Source organism: Citrobacter sp. RHB25-C09, from assembly GCF_013836145.1.
Classification (GTDB): Bacteria; Pseudomonadota; Gammaproteobacteria; order Enterobacterales; family Enterobacteriaceae; genus Citrobacter_A.
Map to the genome: position 1 here is coordinate 47,589 of NZ_CP057483.1, position 17,577 is coordinate 65,165.

12 protein-coding genes are annotated in these 17,577 nt (G+C 48.1%); 8 read left to right on the forward strand and 4 right to left on the reverse strand.

The window, feature by feature from the left end; genetic code table 11:
* Positions 1 to 12: 12 nt before the first annotated feature.
* The 3 genes from HVY19_RS00240 to HVY19_RS00250 all read right to left on the reverse strand — a co-directional run bounded on the left by HVY19_RS00240 (position 13) and on the right by HVY19_RS00250 (position 3,682).
* Positions 13 to 714: a fimbrial chaperone gene (locus HVY19_RS00240; protein WP_181682456.1), complete on the reverse strand. Its 702-nt coding sequence runs from the start codon at positions 712 to 714 to the stop codon at positions 13 to 15.
* Positions 707 to 3,064: a PefC/AfrB family outer membrane usher protein gene (gene pefC / locus HVY19_RS00245; protein ID WP_181682457.1), complete on the reverse strand. Its 2,358-nt coding sequence runs from the start codon at positions 3,062 to 3,064 to the stop codon at positions 707 to 709. Before pefC ends, HVY19_RS00240 begins: the two co-directional genes overlap by 8 nt.
* Before the next feature lie 87 nt (positions 3,065 to 3,151).
* Positions 3,152 to 3,682 (reverse strand): fimbrial protein, encoded by a 531-nt coding sequence (locus HVY19_RS00250; protein ID WP_181682458.1) that lies wholly within the window; start codon positions 3,680 to 3,682, stop codon positions 3,152 to 3,154.
* A gap of 353 nt (positions 3,683 to 4,035) precedes the next feature.
* Between HVY19_RS00250 and HVY19_RS00255 the strand changes: the two genes are divergently transcribed.
* The 8 genes from HVY19_RS00255 to HVY19_RS00290 all read left to right on the forward strand — a co-directional run bounded on the left by HVY19_RS00255 (position 4,036) and on the right by HVY19_RS00290 (position 15,905).
* Positions 4,036 to 7,872 carry a S6 family peptidase gene (locus HVY19_RS00255; protein ID WP_181682459.1) on the forward strand — a complete coding sequence of 1,279 codons (3,837 nt, stop codon included), beginning with the start codon at positions 4,036 to 4,038 and terminating at the stop codon, positions 7,870 to 7,872.
* Positions 7,873 to 8,793: 921 nt separating this feature from the next.
* On the forward strand, positions 8,794 to 9,627 hold the full coding sequence (locus HVY19_RS00260; protein ID WP_181682460.1) for an AraC family transcriptional regulator: 834 nt from the start codon (positions 8,794 to 8,796) through the stop codon (positions 9,625 to 9,627).
* Positions 9,628 to 9,922: 295 nt separating this feature from the next.
* Entirely contained in the window at positions 9,923 to 10,135 is a 213-nt protein-coding gene (locus HVY19_RS00265) for a DUF1471 domain-containing protein (protein ID WP_181682461.1), read from the forward strand.
* An 18-nt stretch (positions 10,136 to 10,153) separates the two neighbouring features.
* Positions 10,154 to 11,251 (forward strand): alkene reductase, encoded by a 1,098-nt coding sequence (locus HVY19_RS00270; protein WP_181682462.1) that lies wholly within the window; start codon positions 10,154 to 10,156, stop codon positions 11,249 to 11,251.
* Positions 11,252 to 11,658: 407 nt separating this feature from the next.
* A complete protein-coding gene (locus HVY19_RS00275; RefSeq protein WP_181682463.1) occupies positions 11,659 to 12,687 on the forward strand; it encodes a TRAP transporter substrate-binding protein in 1,029 nt (342 codons plus the stop codon).
* Between the two features lie 74 nt (positions 12,688 to 12,761).
* Positions 12,762 to 14,636 carry a TRAP transporter large permease subunit gene (locus HVY19_RS00280; RefSeq protein WP_181682464.1) on the forward strand — a complete coding sequence of 625 codons (1,875 nt, stop codon included), beginning with the start codon at positions 12,762 to 12,764 and terminating at the stop codon, positions 14,634 to 14,636.
* Positions 14,637 to 14,675: 39 nt separating this feature from the next.
* The gene (locus HVY19_RS00285) at positions 14,676 to 15,440 is read left to right on the forward strand and encodes an SDR family NAD(P)-dependent oxidoreductase (RefSeq protein WP_181682465.1); all 765 of its coding nucleotides are present in this window, start codon (positions 14,676 to 14,678) and stop codon (positions 15,438 to 15,440) included.
* 45 nt (positions 15,441 to 15,485) lie between these two features.
* Complete coding sequence (locus HVY19_RS00290) at positions 15,486 to 15,905, forward strand: RbsD/FucU family protein (RefSeq protein WP_181682466.1); 420 nt, start codon at positions 15,486 to 15,488, stop codon at positions 15,903 to 15,905.
* 445 nt (positions 15,906 to 16,350) lie between these two features.
* Here the strand turns inward: HVY19_RS00290 and HVY19_RS00295 are convergent, their stop codons facing one another.
* A complete protein-coding gene (locus HVY19_RS00295; protein WP_181682467.1) occupies positions 16,351 to 17,391 on the reverse strand; it encodes a LacI family DNA-binding transcriptional regulator in 1,041 nt (346 codons plus the stop codon).
* Between the last annotated feature and the right edge of the window lie 186 nt (positions 17,392 to 17,577).

The window sequence follows — 17,577 nt, forward strand, 5'->3', positions numbered from 1 at the left end:
ACCTTAAACGTGTCAGGATTTGTTTAATTTATACTCTTTGTCAACACCATAATCATCAAACGCTACGATACTAAGGCTGCTACTGGTAATTGATTTGCCCAGAGAAACTTTTTCACCTGGCGCAAAGACAGATAATTTTTCTTTAATATCATTACTAACTTTAATAGGTGCTCCGTTTTGTTTAACACTGATGATCGCAAAATAGTAGGGCGTATCATTCCAGAGAACAGTATTGCCATCACTGTTTATCATTTTAATCTGCTGTTCGGCGTTTTCTCTTTTCTCTTTCAGGGCATCAGGGCGATAAAACATTTTGACCTGGGTATGCAGCGCAATTGATAATGCATTCGTACCTTCTTTCGGTGCTTTGGGGATCTCCTGGATATTGATCCAGAAAAGCGATTCTTTATCTTTGGGTAACGCATCATTAATTTTCAGGATACGCAGGACTTGTTTGTGCTGATCGGCCACTTTAAAAAATGTCGGGCTGGGCACAAAATAGACATTTTTGTCGTTTTGGTCCTGGTTTTCAATCCATATCTGTCCACCATATTCCTGAGTGGACTGGTTATCAACCTGTACGGAGATATTCTCTCTTTTTCCATCAAACACATAACGAGTGCTGTTAAGGACAAATGCCGCATGACTTGATGCTGCAAATAAAAACAGTGATGCAGAAAAGAAAACCTTTTTCAGTGTATTGTTCTTAGCCACACTTAATCTCCTGTACTTTACCCATATCTTTCTGCAGCGATTGTGAATTGAATTTGCAATCACCTACAGAAATGATCCCTTCATCTTTATCTTCAAGATTCATTAACAGAATCCCGCCATTGTTGACGTAGCCGATTTCCTGGTTATCTGCGGTTTTAGCGATACTCCCCATTGGAATAACAAAACCATTACTGCTGATGACTTTTACGATATACGTGTTAATTTTTCTGTATTTCACTTTTTTGTAGATAATTGCATTCTCTGTCGGCGTGACATTGATTGCGTTTTCTGTCAATTCGACGCTCTGAGGCAAGTTGTCGGCATTGACCGTAATCGTGTTATTGTTATACGCCGTTAATGGAATGACGGCGCGACCTTTTTTATCGCCCGGCATCGAGCCATTAAATCTTACACCGGGAACATCTTCCATTTGCACAATCGCAATTTCATCATTTTTCACAGGAGTAAAAAGAATACCTGCATCTGGCAGCCCGATAACACTTCCGCCGACCTGGAAGGAAGAACTGGAAGTACTGCTCATCTGCGAATAACTTGCCGAGGTTTGAACCTCGTCAAACAGATAAGACGCCGAAATCGCGCTTCCTGTAGTGTTACGTGACTGACTGATGGACGCATTATAGCTCAGGCGAGAATTAACGCTTCCCGCAACACCGGTATTGAAATTCGTGCCATTACGGCGATCATAATTTATGCCAGAGAAGCTGTAGTGTGATTTATCAAACATGCTGAAGGGTACGCTAAGAGATACCCCTGCGTTATAATCGTTTTCCATACCCTGCAGTCGGGAATACCCGGCATTCAGGGAGACCGATATATTATTAAAACTCTTACTGAGATTGACGTTTGCACCTACCTCACTGGAACTGTCCCAGTAATCCTCCTTCCAGGCTGACATGTTGAAGAACACATTCATATCCGGGAGTTGATAGGTGATAATCGATTCATACCGCTGCTTGGGTCTGTTGTTTAACAGATTGTAATAGCGATAGTTGAAATCCGCGTAATCAATGTAATTTTCTGAGTTAAAGCGATAACCGATTAACTGTAAATTCGCATTTTCCCCTAAGGCACGGGCATATTTCACCGATGCGCTAAAGCCGTTCATGGCTTTGCCATTATGGTATTTTGCCTGTGACAGGTTACCACTCATTGCCACGGCACCAAACCAGCCGAAAGAACGGATAAGACCCAGGCCAAAGTTGTTATAGTTTTTATCGACCAGCGCAGAGGTATTGAGAGTAAAAGGCTCAAAACCGTAATCATAGGTCATCTGCGCGAATAAACTGTCATCATCACGCTTGTCACTGTATTGATCAACTTTGCTACCTACCGCGATATTGTAATTATAATTGCCAGGTTTTAATAAGTTGGGCAGCACAGCGACTGGGAATCGCTGTTCTTTTACCGAACCATCTTCTTCATAGATTTTTAAAATAATGTCCCCTGAATACACGCCGGTCAGATCGTTAATCACAAAAGGACCCGGCGGGACCACGAGCGATTTTAATGTGTATCCGCCTTGTTCGACAGTGACACGCGCATGTGTTCTGGCAATACCATTGATTACCGGGGCATAAGACTGCGAGTCCCAGGGATACATATCCTGGTTTGACTTTAACTGTGCGCCATAAAAGGTAAAACCATCGTTCAACGTATTATAAGACTGGGTTTTACCGATAAGAATATCTGATTTAATCGATTTTATCGCGTGTGTTAACAGAAGATTATTGCTCTCGAATTTTTCTCCCTGATAGGCATATCCCCTGCCAAGCAGGACCCATTCTCCAATATTGATCTGGCCTTCGATATTCCCGTATGTTGTCCGCTCCTGGTCGCTTGATTTCGAAGTATTAAGATCATAGGCGAGTTTGAAACCAGCGCTGCCATAATCCCAGGTGCCGCCTTCTTTTTTAGAATCGACAAAACCTGCCTGAGGCATATCGATTGATAGCTCCTGCAGGGAAGGATCAAATTTTACCTGGCTATTTTTTTCTTTTTCAATGTTATAGCATTCTCGGCTAGCGTTGAAAAAATCCTTATAAAATTCCTTATTAAGGTATATGCCTACATTTTTTAGCCAGTCTTCTGTCAGGCAAATATATTGTGAATCTTTATTGTTGATGTTTAACTCAACAGAATTTGCAATTTTAGATTTATTTAATATTACATCGACGAAATATTTGCCAGAAACATTTCTGCCAGTGTTGTTGAGTATTTCAGGTATTTCTTTGCTTCCACCACGAATGAAATTGTAATTAAACTCCTCGGCAAGAGCATATTTTGAAGCTAAATGAAAAATAATTGCAAAAAAAACGATCTCTTTTTTCATTTATTCTTGCCACCAGTTATTGAAATTTAAGAAGTAAAAGGGAGCAGGCAAGAAAGCACGATGCTCCCTTCTCAGAGTTAACAGTGATTATTTATATGCAACTGAGTAAGTGGCAGCTGCGCTGAAGGCACCAGCAGTAAATGCTGTGTTTGCATTCGGTTTAGCAAGTGCAGCAGCATAATCAAATGATTTGATACCACCCGTTACGTTATAATCAAAAGTGGTGTTTCCTTGTTTAACAGATTTATCCTGAGCAGTTGCGTTTGAAGCCGTCAGAAGCATAACTGCATTAGTACCATTAGCTACGCTGTTGCTCAAACCCGTAGCATTTAAAGTTGGTGAATTCCAGGTCATAGTCGCAGCAGCTTTAGTGAGGCAGTTTTGTTCTTTAGGGATCAGTTTGAAGTTTACTACTGTACCGGCAGTAGCAGTTGTTGCAATTGTCCCTAAATCAACGGTTGAAATATCGCTACCAGCAGAATCTTTAAGATCGATATTACAAGTTGCAGTAGAAACACTACCTGTAAAGTTTACAGTACCGGTGTTTGGCGCAGCCATAGCACTAGACGCTACACCCAGAACTGCCGCAATTGCCGAACCTAAAATCAGCTTTTTCATTTTATGCTCCATTAATAAACTAAATCGCTTAATTCTTAAGTCAGCTCAAAACAATCTTAATGAGCGAGACAAAATATATGGTGCTCGAAATGCGCTGGCAAATCCTAAAATGACGATCGTTATTTTTCTATCGAATTTTTCTATTTGAGATTCCGTTGATTATGTCGTTTCAATTTCCGTAACTATATTTTCTATTTTCTACCTGGGAGATGATATGGAATTATAGATGCAGTAGGTTCATCGTCATGATGCTCTTGCAGGATATAAGAATATAAAAAACACCATTTTTTATTGACTGGCTCTGATCTTTGTTTGAGTTTCAGTTATTTCAGCTGACAGGTGCAGGGGGAAGAATGAATAAAATATATGCGATAAAAAAGAACAGAAAGGGCGAGATGGTTGTTGTTTCAGAGGTCAGTGAAGGTATAAGAAAGTACATCACCTCGCGAGTATCGATGAGTGTACTATTAGTGACACTTTTGGGTGTGTTATATTCTGCAGCGTCAACGGCTTCCAGAGTAGGATACGATATTCCTTACCAGACTTACCGTGATTTTTCAGAAAATAAGGGTCTTTTCAAACCCGGCGCCGTGAATATTCCTCTTTATGATAAGCAAGGCAATGTCCTTACAACCTTAAATAAAGCACCCATGATAGACTTTAGTTCAAACGTCAGAACGGGGGTTGCAACCTTAGTCGCGCCTCAATATATTGTGAGTGTAAAGCATAATGCCGGCTATAAAAATGTAAAATTTGGTTATGGGGACGACACCAATTATACCCTGGTAGACAGAAATAACCACTGGAGGGACTTTCACACCCCCCGATTAAACAAAATTGTGACAGAGGTCACTGCGCTGGATATGACCGATGCAGGAACCGCAAGAGGTACATATCAGAATCAGGAACGGTTCCCCGTTTTCTATCGGGTAGGTACGGGCACGCAATATGTCAGAGATGCTAATGGCAATCCAGTACATATTGCTGGTGGGTATGCTTATAAAACGGGGGGGATTGTTAACCCTCCTATTATATCAGACTGGAGTTTCGTCACGAATATAGATGATTCTCCCCTGTCTTCTTATGGTGCTCCCGGGGATAGCGGTTCTCCGCTTTTTGCCTGGGATGCAAAGAAAAATAAATGGGTTATTATCGCTGTACAACATGCGTGGGCCCAGGTTAAAGGAAATACGAACTGGTATACCCTCATCCCAGTCGGTGACGTGGCCAATACCATGAAAGAGGACGCTGATGCCCCCATCAATTCACAACGAAATGAAGGTGATATTCACTGGTCTTATGATGATAAAACCGGCATCGGCACATTAACCCAGGGAGCGAACGCCTGGTCAATGCATGGCAATTTTGGTCCTGCTACGACTACCTCATTGAACAGCGGTAAAGATCTCACCTTCCAGGGGGGCGGTTCCGTTGTGTTAGAAAATACCATTGACCAGGGGGCGGGGACGCTGACCTTTGATGATGATTACATTATTAAGCCCCTGGATTCTCAGACCTGGAAAGGTGGCGGGATCATTGTTAGCAGCGATCACACCGTCGACTGGCAGGTGAACGGTGTTCAGGGTGATAATCTTCACAAGCTCGGTACCGGAACGCTGAAAGTGAATGGCACGGGTATCAACCCCGGAGGTCTGAATGTTGGCGAAGGGACGGTGGTTCTGGCGCAACGGCCAGACAGCGATGGCAATGTTCAGGCCTTCAATAATGTCAGTATTGTGAGTGGTCGCCCAACCGTTGTGTTAAGCGATGACAAACAGGTTAATCCCGACAATATCAAATGGGGCTATCACGGCGGTAAGCTTGATATTAACGGTAATAGCCTTACCTTCCATCAGCTTAATGGTGCGGATGATGGGGCGATCCTGACCAACAGCGGGCGGCAGGCTTCCGTTAGTCTGGATTTCAACAAAGCGGGTGCCACGACGGCGGTGGCAAACATCTGGCATGGCCACTTCACCGGCAATGTTGATGTCAAAAATACCGTTACGCCCGGAACGCAGAATGACTTTGTCATGGATGGCGGGATGAACACGCGAGGGAGTTTCACCCAACAAGATGGCCGCCTGTTTATTCAGGGGCATCCGGTCGTTCACGCTGTGAGCAGCCAGGCTGTGGCGGATAAGCTGAAGGCGCTTGGCGACAATTCTGTTCTCACTCAGCCGGTTTCCTTTACCCAGAATGACTGGGAGACCCGCCATTTCAACCTGAAACAGCTTAATCTTTACAACGCTGATTTTAGTCTGGCGAGGAATGCCAGCCTCGATACCACTCTTTTTGCAGACCATTCCTCCGTAACGCTGGGCAGTGAAAATCTCTATATCGATCTCAATGACGGGAACGGCGTGATGACCACGCCCACATTCGGGCAGTCAAAAGCGACAAACGACGCCGATCAGAGCCATTTCACCGGACGCATCCACCTGAAGAAAGGTTCCACCCTGAACATTAATGAGCATTTTACCGGCGGGATTGACAGCGCAGACAGTTCGGTGAGGGTGGCATCCACCGACGCCGTTCTCAGCCAGTACAGCCGTTTCAGCCACTCAGCGTTGTCGCTGGCAAATGGTGCTAAGCTGACGGCAACCTCGGGGCTGGTTTCTGACAGTGAAGTGGCTGCCGGTGCGGGGTCAACGCTTTCGCTGTTATCCGGCGAGTATACCGCTGAGCGCTGGAGCGTTGCCGGACAGGGCACGACGCTGAATGTCGGCGCGGGTAGCGTAATGACAGGAAATATTCAGGCGGATGATGCCGCCAGCCTGAATTTTGGTACGGCAGAGGAAGCCCATAAGAATCTGTTCACGGCTTATGGCGGCAACCTGAATGCGCCACTGGCTCGTGCGGCGATGAAGAATACCCTTTGGCAGGCGAACGGGCAGTCCGTTGTGAAATCCCTCGGCCTGGATGGTTCGCAAGTGCGCTTCAGCGACGCCGGTGCAGTGGGTTCTCTGACTGTGGACAATCTGACTGCCAGCAACAGTCAGTTCATCATGAACACTGACGGTAAAACGGCAGATACAGTAACGGTTAAACAGTCGCTGACGGGTAAAAATAATGCGCTGACTGTTGTCCCGACAACAGCCCCCGCCAGTAATGAAATGTCACCCGTAGCGTTAGTTACGGCACCGAAAACAACGGCTACCGATGTGTTCACGCTCAAACCGGTGACACAGCGCTCGGGTGTTCATACCTTCACGCCGCAGATCGGCATCGTGGAGAGCGGGAACAGCAAACAATGGCAGCTGGAAGGATTTGACGTGCAGCAGGACAATGCGGCGGTGCAGGCCAGCAAAGCTGTTATGAATATGGGATACAGAAACTTCTTGACGGAGATGAACAACCTGAACTACCGCATGGGTGATCTGCGCAACACTCACGGTGAAACCGGGGCGTGGGCGCGCGTCTTCAGCGGTACGGGTTCCGCTGATGCGGGTTATTCCAACAGCTGGACTCATCTCCAGATTGGAGCCGACAGAAAGCACGCATTTGACGGTGGTGATTTGTTTACCGGTGTGACGGCCACGTTCACTCACAGTAACAGCCATAGCGATGGCTGGTCCGGTCAGACGAAATCAACCGGTATCGGTCTCTATGCGTCCGCGATGTTCGACTCAGGGCTGTATGTGGATGCGATCGGCAAGTATGTTCGCCACGACAACCACTATGCTGCGAGTGAAACCGAAATGCCGGAGCAGGATTACCGTTCGCACTCCTGGTATCTAGGGGCAGAAACGGGTTGGCGCTTCTCGTTACCTGGTGAAACCTATATTCAGCCGCAGACGGAACTGGTTTATGGCTCGGTGTCAGGAACCCGGTTTGACTGGCACTCTGCAGGCTCAGATATCCATATGCAGCGTAAGCAGGATAATCCGTTGATAGGTCGTACAGGTGTGGAATCCGGGAAAACGTTCAGGGACAAAGACTGGGAACTGACGGCGCTGGTGGGCGTTCATTATCAGTATGACCTGTTTAATCCGGCAGAAACGGTTGTCCATGATTTTGCCGGGGAAACTCATATTAAGAATGGTAAAGATAGCCGGGCGATCTTCAGTTTAGGCGTTAACGCCAAAATTAAAGAAAACACCAGGATTAGTCTTAATATAGAGCGTTCAGCCTTCGGTGATTACGATATTGATAAGGCAATTAACGCTAATATCCGTTATTCATTCTGATTTTAACGGGTGAGCAAGTAAAAGCCTGAACCCATCGTTCAGGCTTTTTTATGAATTAAATGTTAGTGAGAATTAAATCCATTTGCGCAATAGTTCAATGTGCAAAATTTTATCGTAACGGGCTATTTTTTAGGGTGGTTTTTGCACTTTTCATACCTTATAGTCACTTTTAGTTAGGGTGTCTAATACATTTCATCACTAAGAGTTCTTATGTCGGTTGCTTTTTTGTTGGCAAGTAAAAATACTTATTTTAATTACGGATTATCATTGCTCGCTAATGATGATTTAGATATTAAATGTTACGAGTACAGCGATGTCGATGCTGCTCATGAAATGCTGATTAAATATAAACAAGTCTATTTGGTTTGCGACAGGGATGATTACTTTTCATACTGCTTTCTGATGGAGAAAATCCCGGTCACCTGTCTTAGCCTTGAGGAGGTTTCGTACCAGCATGAGAAGCTGCGTGTGTTCTCGAGCCGCAGACCTTCGCCTGTTTCAGTGTTCAATGGCTTTACGGATGATGAACGAAAAATCGTCTATCTGTATTTTTTTAAGAGGAAGAGAATCAGGGAGATCGCGAAGTTAACGCAGCTAAAAGAGAATAATATTTATTATAAGATACGATCGATTAAACTCAAATTGGGTGCGAAATCTACCCGAAAGCTGCCGATCTTGCTGAAGAATTTTTTTCTTACACCGAATGTGTGATTACCACTTTTTCGCATTGTTTCTCATTGAAAATATTAAAATTATTAATTCCCTCTCCAAAGTCGCTGGGTAACGCTATGTATTTTATAGAAATACATGGTTAAAAAAGAAATAATTAAAATTATAAGTGTTTCAACAATTAAAAAATTCCGAGTTTACAGGGCTGATAACCCATGAAATTATATACATACAAAGCATGGGGGTGACTGTATGAATAGTCAAAGTGCTTTAAGTACCCTTAATTTTCCGGCTAAGGAAAGTTTTGCACACAACAATCTGTTGGTGCTGAAAAAGATACGTTTTTATAACTGCGCGATTATCTATCTGCGGGATGCGCAACTGCTTATAAAAACGAAAGATGGGCAGTCCTTTAATGTACCCCCTGAATCACTGTGCTATATCGAAAAAAACACTGTGATTGATGTGGCATTAAAAGTGTTAGGTAAAGGCGTTCCCTACGAGATCTATCATGTTGATAGTGATGTGTTAAGCTGTATTTGTAAGGTGATGGAGCCGCTCCTGTTGGATCCGCAACGAGTTAACCAGACGCGGCGTAAAATATTTACCTGTCCTGTTGATGAAACAGATACAGAAATCTTCAGACGATTAATGGGGAACGATGTCCCGCAACACCGACAAGTCTATAAAATAACCTATCTTCTTTCTAAAATGAGGGATATAGAATCGTTAGTTTATTCCTTGTCGGTATCAACGGATACCACCTTTACTGAGCGACTGAAGTCAATCGTTGAAGCTGATCTTTCTAAATCGTGGAAGCTGGCAGATCTGGCGAGAATTTTACATATGTCGGAGGTGTCGATTCGTAAAAAGCTTGAGAAAGAGAGTAATAATTTTAATACGCTGGTGTTGGATATTCGCATGCATCAGGCGGCGAAACTTATCACCACGACTGAGAAGCACATTAACAGTATCGCCAATGAAGTGGGCTATACCAGTACATCTTATTTTATCCGTAACTTTAAAGAGTTTTTTGGTATTACACCGAAGCAGTTTGCTTTAAAAGTCAAAAAACAGTCATTATGATTTTTTCATACAATGTTCCTTAAATCATCCTTAGATATCTTTAAGGCACATCACAGAAGAAAACGGCATTGGCGCAACAGGCTGGAGTATTACTAAAATCTTTACCCCGCCTGTTGCGTTAAGTCTTTGCGGTATAGATCCCGTTAGCTTCCACAGGCGAGCCGATTCCCCCTTATTGTTAACTAAAAAGCAATAGTCTATTGCCATTTGTATCATTTATGTCATCAAGCGACAGGCGTATTCTCCTCCCATCGCGTTAACCGACGCACTTAATCAATACATTCTGGATATGACTATGAAAACTTTTATCGCAATTGTTACCGCTTCTCTGTTCTCTGCTGCGGCGTTTAGCGCCTCTGCGCAATCTGTAACGGCAACGGGCACCACGCTGGATTCTGCGGAAAGCGTCATTGCGCAGAAAGCGAAAGAGATGAACGCCTCTGAATACAAAATCACCAGCGCTCGCATGGGCAACACCGTCACCATGAGTGCCGAACTGTATAAATAATCGCGCGAGGAACCCATTATGTTATTTGCTCAATATGCGCTGAATGCGTTGCCATTAAAAAACCGTATTGTAATGCCACCGATGACGCGTTCCCGCGCCGGGGCGGGTGACGTTGCGACTGACATGATGGCGGACTATTACGCACAGCGCGCCAGTGCTGGACTTATCATCAGCGAAGGTACGCAAATCAGCCCGCAGGGGCAGGGTTATGCCTGGACGCCGGGAATTTATTCCGAGGCGCAGATTGCTGGCTGGAAAAAAGTGACCGATGCGGTGCATCACGCAGGCGGTAAAATTTTCGCCCAGCTGTGGCACGTCGGTCGCGTGTCTCACACCGTTCTGCAACCGAACGGCGCAGCACCGGTATCTTCTTCGGCGATTCAGGCCGAAGGGGTTAAAGTTTTTGTCGACGTTGAAGGCCGTGGCCCGGAAAATGGCGTTGGTGAGATGATTCAGCATGACATGCCGCGTGCGCTGACGCTGGAAGAGATCCCTGCCATCGTTAATGACTATGCACAGGCGGCGCGTAATGCGATTGCCGCTGGCTTTGACGGTATAGAACTGCACGGCGCCAACGGTTATCTCATTAACCAGTTTATTGATTCGCAGGCTAATCTGCGTGATGACGAATACGGCGGCTCGCTGCAAAACCGTCTGCGCTTTATGAAAGAGGTGGTGGAAGCCGTCTCTGCGGCGATTGGTAAAGAGCGCGTAGGGATCCGTCTCGCGCCGCTGACCACGCTGATGGGCTCCAGAGACGACACGCCAGAAGCAACTTACCTCGCGGCGGCAAGCGTATTGAACGAACTGGGTATTGCCTATATCCATATTGCCGAAGCCGACTGGGAAGACGCGCCGGTGATGCCTGCGGCATTTAAAGAAGCGCTGCGTATTATTTTCCACGGAACGCTGATTTACTCCGGTAAATACACCAAAGCGCGCGCCGAAGAAGCGCTGACAAAAGGCTGGGCGGATCTGATTGGTTTTGGTCGTCCGTTTATTGCCAACCCGGACCTGCCGCATCGTCTGGAGAATGATTTACCGCTGAATGCGCCCATCAAAGAGAAATTCTTTGGCGGTGGTAAAGAAGGGTATCTGGATTACCCTGCTCTTTGATAAAAACCTAGCCGGATGGCGACGTTTCGCCAATTTTCCGGTCAGGGTTTTTGTAGGCCGGAGAAGGTGCAACCGCCATCCGGCAGCATGACGTCAATTTCCCCAGCCTCCTCTCTTCGCTTTCATTTCCTGCGCAATTCTAAACAGTGACTAAACAGCAAAGAGCGGGTTTCTGTTGTGTAACAACAGTACGCCGTTTAGTGATATCCGCTGCAAAATTCACATATCTCCCCTTATCAGAGCAGGAAGCGACTTGTATTTATGCCGCGAGCTGGATACGTTCTGTAACGTTACACTAAAACGTTACAGAAGACAGGTGAAGCCGCTTTCCGTTTTAACCCTTTGGCGACTAAACCGCGCCAGACGGCGTTATTGCTATCTCAAAGGTATGAGAAAGGATCATCACGATGAAAACCAAACAGTTTCGTTCAGCCAGACGCTTTCTAACCGTTGCTTGTCTAGGAACCGCGTTGATTGCCGGTAGCGCATTAACCTCATTTGCTGAGGCCGCCATCAATTTTCGCGTTTACTCTTCTCTACCGGGCGATGAATCCTCTGCTCACTACATCTGGTTCAGCCGTTTTCAGGACAACCTGAATAAAAACGAAAAACTAAAAGGCCAGATTAAACTCAATTATTTCGCCAACGCCATGCTGGGAAAAGAAGCCGATGCCACGCAACAGGTGCGCATCGGTGCAATTAACATGATGATCTCAGGCACGTCTATTTGGGCCACACTGGTGCCCGAAATTGGCGTACTGGATCTCGGCTATCTGTTTAAAGACTACGACCAGGTCGGGAAAGCGCTGGATGGCAAAGCGGGTGAACAGCTTTCCGATTTGATGATGAAAAAAGCGAACGTGATGGTGCTGGGTTATGGCTATAACCTTGGCGCACGTAACGTTTACACCAAAAAAGCGATTGAGAAGCCGGAGGATTTAAAGAACCTGAAAATCCGCGTGCTGCCGGTACCTAACTTTATCGCCACGCTAAATCACATGGGGGCAGTGGCAATTCCCATGCCGGGCGGCGAAGTCTATTCCAGCCTGCAAATGGGCGTGATCGACGGCGTTGAACACGATGCGCCAACCATCTACGCCAGTAAATACTATGAAATCATCAAGAACGGCACATTCACTCGTCACAGCTACAACCCGCTGATGATTGCCATGAACAAGAAGAGCTTCGAACAGATTCCTGAACCGCTTCGTGCCGACGTGCTGGCAGCCGCAAAAGAGGCGACGGAGTATGAGCGCCAGCAGGCCAGCCAAAAAGAGCAGGAAGCCATCAAAAATCTCGAAGCGAAAGGGGTCACCTTCCGCACCACGGACACCGCTTTCTTCGCGCAGTCCGTACAGCCCGTCTGGGACGCCTTCCTTAAGCAATATCCGCACATGAAACCGACAGTGGATGAGATCACTGCGGAAGCGCCGTAAGCGGTAAGCCGCCGATTGACCCGCCCTGGGAAAAGTCGGCGGCTTAGCCAGGTAACCCATGAAAGGAGTTCAACATGGCAGATATCCCTTTGAAAAAAACGGGTGAAAATACGTTGCTGAAGCTGCTGAGCCGACTGAGTAAAGGGCTTACTACCCTGACGTCCTGGGCCGGTGCTTTGGTGCTGTTTACCAACGTACTGGTGGTCTTCGCCTCCGTGATCTGGCGCTATGCGTTACATTCGCCCATCCACTGGGCGGAAGAGGTGGCACGAGCGCTGATGATCGCACTGGTCTTCTTCGGTGTCGCAACATCGACGGGCAGAGGCGGACACATTGGCGTCGATCTGTTCCTGCGATTTCTCCCCGAAAACATTCGTCCGTATGTGGTACATGCCAGTCGCTGGATCCTGTTCCTGGTTTCCACTGGCCTCGTGGTTTCCAGCTATGACCTGGTACAGGCCGCGCGATTGCAGACGACCGAAACCGGACTTCCTCAGACCATCTATGTTATTCCGGTGCTCATCGGCTCCGTGGTGATGATGGTGGCAGCGCTGGAGCATGCGCTGCAAGAACGTGCCCGTGTGGTTCTTCTGAGCGGCGGCGGTATCGTGGTACTCGCGGCGCTGGGGTATTTAAAATTGTCGCTGATGGCTGACCCGGCCAGCGCGGCGGCAGGATTAATGCTGATTTGCTTCGTCCTGGGCATCCTGGCGGGAGTACCGATCGCCTTTACGCTCGGCATGTCCGCGATGGTCTTTTTCATCTGCGATCCCTCGCTGCCATTTGTGTTTTTCTCGCAGCAGGTCGCCGCCGGGGTTGACCACTTTGTGCTGCTGGCAATTCCGTTCTTCCTGCTTGCCGGTGCGGCAATGGAAATCAACGGCATGTCGACGCGCCTGGTTGAGCTGATTGTGCGCGGTATGGGGCGGTTTCGCGGTGGTTTAAACATGACAACCGTGCTGTCGATGGCCTTTTTCTCCGGTATTTCCGGCTCCAAACTGGCGGATGTTGCTGCCGTCGGTGGCGTGCTAATGCCTGCCGTGCGTCGCGCCAAACAGGATAGCGAAGAGGCCGCAGGGGTATTTGCTGCGTCGGCAGTGATGGCGGAAACCATTCCACCATGCGTCAACCTGATCGTCATGGGCTTTGTCGCCAACATATCCATCGGGGCGCTGTTTATTGCCGGGTTGATCCCCGCAGCATGTCTGCTGGTGCTGTTGATGGTCGCGGCAAACCGTTTCGGCGGAAAAATCAACGTCAACGAAGCCTATCCCGTTTTACGTCCGCGTACTCAGCTTTACCTCGGTGCCGCCGTAGGGCTGGTGATGATCTTTATGATTGGCCGTGGGGTCATGATGGGGATTGCTACCTCAACGGAAATTTCCGCCTTTGCGGTGATCTACGCCATCGTGGTGGGACGACTGGCGTTCCGGGAACTCACCCTGAAAGCCACGGTGAAGATGTTCGTTGATATCGCGGCGATGTCCGGCGTGCTGCTGTTCATTGTGGCTTGTGCTACCAGCCTTTCTTACGCGCTGACTATCCAGATGATCCCGCAGCAAATCGCGGAACTGTTAGTCGGTATTGGCATGGAGCAGGGGGCGTGGCTGTTCCTGCTGTTAACCGTGGTCATCCTGATTATTTTTGGTGCCGTACTGGAAGGCGCGCCAGCGCTGATTATTTTCGCCCCAATCCTCGTGCCGATTGCCATTCAGCTTGGGTTCAATCCGCTGCACTTTGGCATCGTGATGATTATGGCGATGGGCTTTGGTCTGTTCTCTCCGCCTATCGGCCTGGGCCTGTATACCACCTGTGCGATTTGCGGCGTGGAAATGAAACATGTCATCCGACCGATGGCGAAATATCTGGCGGTTGTTTTTGTGGGAATCATTATTGTCGCGCTGGTTGCGCCATTAACCACCTGGTTGCCCGGACTGGCGGGTTATTAATTTCTGTCTCTGTGTATATCTGAATAATGGGAGTATGAAATGGGATCATTAGCAGGGAAAAAAGCGTTTATTACCGGTGCTGAGCAAGGTATTGGTAAAGAATCCGCGAAAAAACTGATTGAGGCAGGATGCGACATCTATATTCATTATTTCAACGGTGAATCGGGGCCGCGAGAATTAATGGCCATGGCACAGGAAAAAGGATGCCGTGCGGCCATTGGCTTTGCCGATTTAACTAACGAAGAAGATGCCGCGCGTTGCGTTCAGGAAGCGGCTGAATTCCTGGGCGGCATTGATATTCTGGTGAATAACGTCGGCGGCATTATTGCCCGCAGATGGCTTGGTGATATCGAGCCGCATTTCTGGCGCACGGTAATTGATGTGAACATGACGACGATGCTAAATGTCACCCAGCAGGCGCTGCCGTGGCTGAAGGCTGCGCCTGCAGGAGCAAGTATTGTGAATCTGGCCTCGCTGGCCGGGCGTTCTGGCGGTCATGCGGGTTCATTGGTTTACTCCACAACGAAAGGGGCGGTGTTAACCTGGACGCGCTCGCTCGCCGCCGAGCTGGGAGAGCATGGCATTCGGGTCAATGCGGTTGCGCCGGGGCTGATTCTGGGCACGCGTTTTCACGATCAGCACACTACTCAGGCCTCCGCAGATCAGACAATCCAGGCGATTCCGCTGGGGCGTGCCGGAACACCGGAAGACGTCGCCAGAGCGATCTGCTTCCTTGCCTCTGAATATGATGGTTTTGTATCCGGTGCAACAATTGATATTAACGGCGGGATTTATCGGGCGTAAATACAGGGCGGGTTATTCTACCCGCCAGTCTCAAAGGGAATGATTATGATAAAGTCGGATATTATTCATCCTGATTTATTGCAGGGGCTGGCGCAGTGTGGTCATAAAGCGAATATCCTTATTACGGATGCGAATTATTCTTTTCTGACCAATACCTCGCCGTTGGCACGTATTGTCTGGTTGAATTTTTCACCGGGGTTAATCAGCAGTACAGTCATTCTGGAGAAAATTCTCGGCTATATTAATGTTGAAAAAGCGACATTAATGTCCAGCCCGGTCGATTTCGATAATACGATTGAGCGTGAATATCGCGATATTCTTTCACCGATGGCCGAGTTTGAATATGTTGAACGCAACGCTTTCTATTCCCAGGCAAAATCTTCAGATACGATGCTGGTTATTGCCTCGGGGGAAACCCGCCGATTTGCCAATATTCTTTTAACCGTTGGCCCAACGTTTCTTTGAAATACGGAGAAGAACAGCCGTTCTTCTCCTTTGCCACCACCACGTCAGTGCGATTTGTAGATACTGTTATTGCCTGCAGCACTTTCATACACCGCGGTTCGGAGAAGGGTTGCGTTCACCGCATGTTCAGCGTTTCTCTGACATTCTCACGCAAGTGAACGCGCAAGGGAGGCTCGCCGCCGCCTCCCTTGCATCCCAGGCTCCCGGCAGGGAAAATCGCCACTTCGTGGTCCATTCGCCTTTTGTCGTCTGACTATCGGGTCGGGGTCGAGCCTGCATCCCTGCAGGCCGTCCCCTCCGCCCGCGTCCCTGCGTGCGGACCCGGTCAGCCGACAACGGCTCATCGATTTTCACGCCGGACCAACGGCACCGTTTCAGGAAGATTAGTTTCGCATGCCAGTGCCGGACCGTAGGCCGGATAAGCGCAGCGCCATCCGGCACAATCTCAGGCTTCGCGCACGGATTGCCGGGTAACCAGTGACGGTGGGAACAGGTATTCCTGCGGCGCGAGAGCCGGGTTTTCAATCCGATCGATAAGACGTTCCACCATCACTTCTGCCATTTCTTTCAACGGCGGCATGATTGACGTCAGACCGGGGTAAACCAGTTCGGAGAGCGAAATGTTGTCGATACCGACAATCGAAATCTGCTCCGGTACGTTAATGCCCGCCTGATGCAGGCCGGTCATCAACCCAATCCCGAATGCGTCGTTAATGGCGACAATGCCATCGGGAAGCGGTGATTGTTGACCGATTTTTTGCGCCAGCGCCCGACCCAGTTCCGTCATTTCGGTATCACCATAGGCGGCCATGGCCTGACCTTCGACGATCATCCCTTCACGATAAAGCCCATGCTGTTTTACCACGCTGAGAAAACCTTCGATTTTATGCGCCCGGCTGGGCGTCATGCCGGCAACGGTGGCAAAAATAAGGGTACGGCAGCCGCGGGCGATCAGATGTTCAGCCGCCATTCGTCCGGCATCAACGTTATCCATAGAGACGCTGTCCAGCGTGAAGCCATCCGATTCGACGTTGGCAGGCATTCGGCCATCGTAGTTCACCATCATCATGCCCTGCTTCGCGGCCTGAACGAAATGTGGTTTTTCTATATCGCAGGCGGCAACGATGATTCCTCTGACGCCGTGAGAAAACATATCGTCCAGAAAGGCTTCTTCTTCTTCGACCTGACGGTAGGTATTCCCAATCAGTACCCGATACAGCCGTTTTTTAGCGGCCAGATCGACCTCTCGCGCAAGGGCGGCGAAGCTTGGGTTCACAATCGAAGGAACCAGCAGGCCAATCATTTTGGCGTGTCCCGTTTTTAGCTGCTGGGCGACCCGATTGGGGAAATAATTCAGGGTCTGCATGCTTTGCTGAATACGCTCAAGCGTTTCGGCCCGCATTTGATCGGTGCGGCCATTGAGCACGTTGGATACGGTACTGACTGACACGCCAGCATGCTTCGCGACATCTCGAATGTTCGCCATAACTCTCCTTTGCGATAATCGGGGAATGGCGGTATGACGCCCCGTTAAGTCTCGCCATTCTTAACTGCAACGGTTTAGTGTAACGTTACAGAGAGTGTGGTTAAAGCATTATCTATGTGATTGTGCTGGTGCGATAAGCCAATTGTTGTTTCGAAGATGCGGTCGTTGGGCTTTTTGATAGAGGGA

What these genes read in the sequence shown, in the direction of transcription:
- pefC (WP_181682457.1), bottom strand. Translation starts at nt 3,064, where the DNA reads ATGAAAAAAGAGATCGTTTTTTTTGCAATTATTTTTCATTTAGCTTCA.
- HVY19_RS00250 (WP_181682458.1), bottom strand. Translation starts at nt 3,682, where the DNA reads ATGAAAAAGCTGATTTTAGGTTCGGCAATTGCGGCAGTTCTGGGTGTA.
- HVY19_RS00255 (WP_181682459.1), top strand. Translation starts at nt 4,036, where the DNA reads ATGAATAAAATATATGCGATAAAAAAGAACAGAAAGGGCGAGATGGTT.
- HVY19_RS00260 (WP_181682460.1), top strand. Translation starts at nt 8,794, where the DNA reads ATGAATAGTCAAAGTGCTTTAAGTACCCTTAATTTTCCGGCTAAGGAA.
- HVY19_RS00265 (WP_181682461.1), top strand. Translation starts at nt 9,923, where the DNA reads ATGAAAACTTTTATCGCAATTGTTACCGCTTCTCTGTTCTCTGCTGCG.
- HVY19_RS00270 (WP_181682462.1), top strand. Translation starts at nt 10,154, where the DNA reads ATGTTATTTGCTCAATATGCGCTGAATGCGTTGCCATTAAAAAACCGT.
- HVY19_RS00275 (WP_181682463.1), top strand. Translation starts at nt 11,659, where the DNA reads ATGAAAACCAAACAGTTTCGTTCAGCCAGACGCTTTCTAACCGTTGCT.
- HVY19_RS00280 (WP_181682464.1), top strand. Translation starts at nt 12,762, where the DNA reads ATGGCAGATATCCCTTTGAAAAAAACGGGTGAAAATACGTTGCTGAAG.
- HVY19_RS00285 (WP_181682465.1), top strand. Translation starts at nt 14,676, where the DNA reads ATGGGATCATTAGCAGGGAAAAAAGCGTTTATTACCGGTGCTGAGCAA.
- HVY19_RS00290 (WP_181682466.1), top strand. Translation starts at nt 15,486, where the DNA reads ATGATAAAGTCGGATATTATTCATCCTGATTTATTGCAGGGGCTGGCG.
- HVY19_RS00295 (WP_181682467.1), bottom strand. Translation starts at nt 17,391, where the DNA reads ATGGCGAACATTCGAGATGTCGCGAAGCATGCTGGCGTGTCAGTCAGT.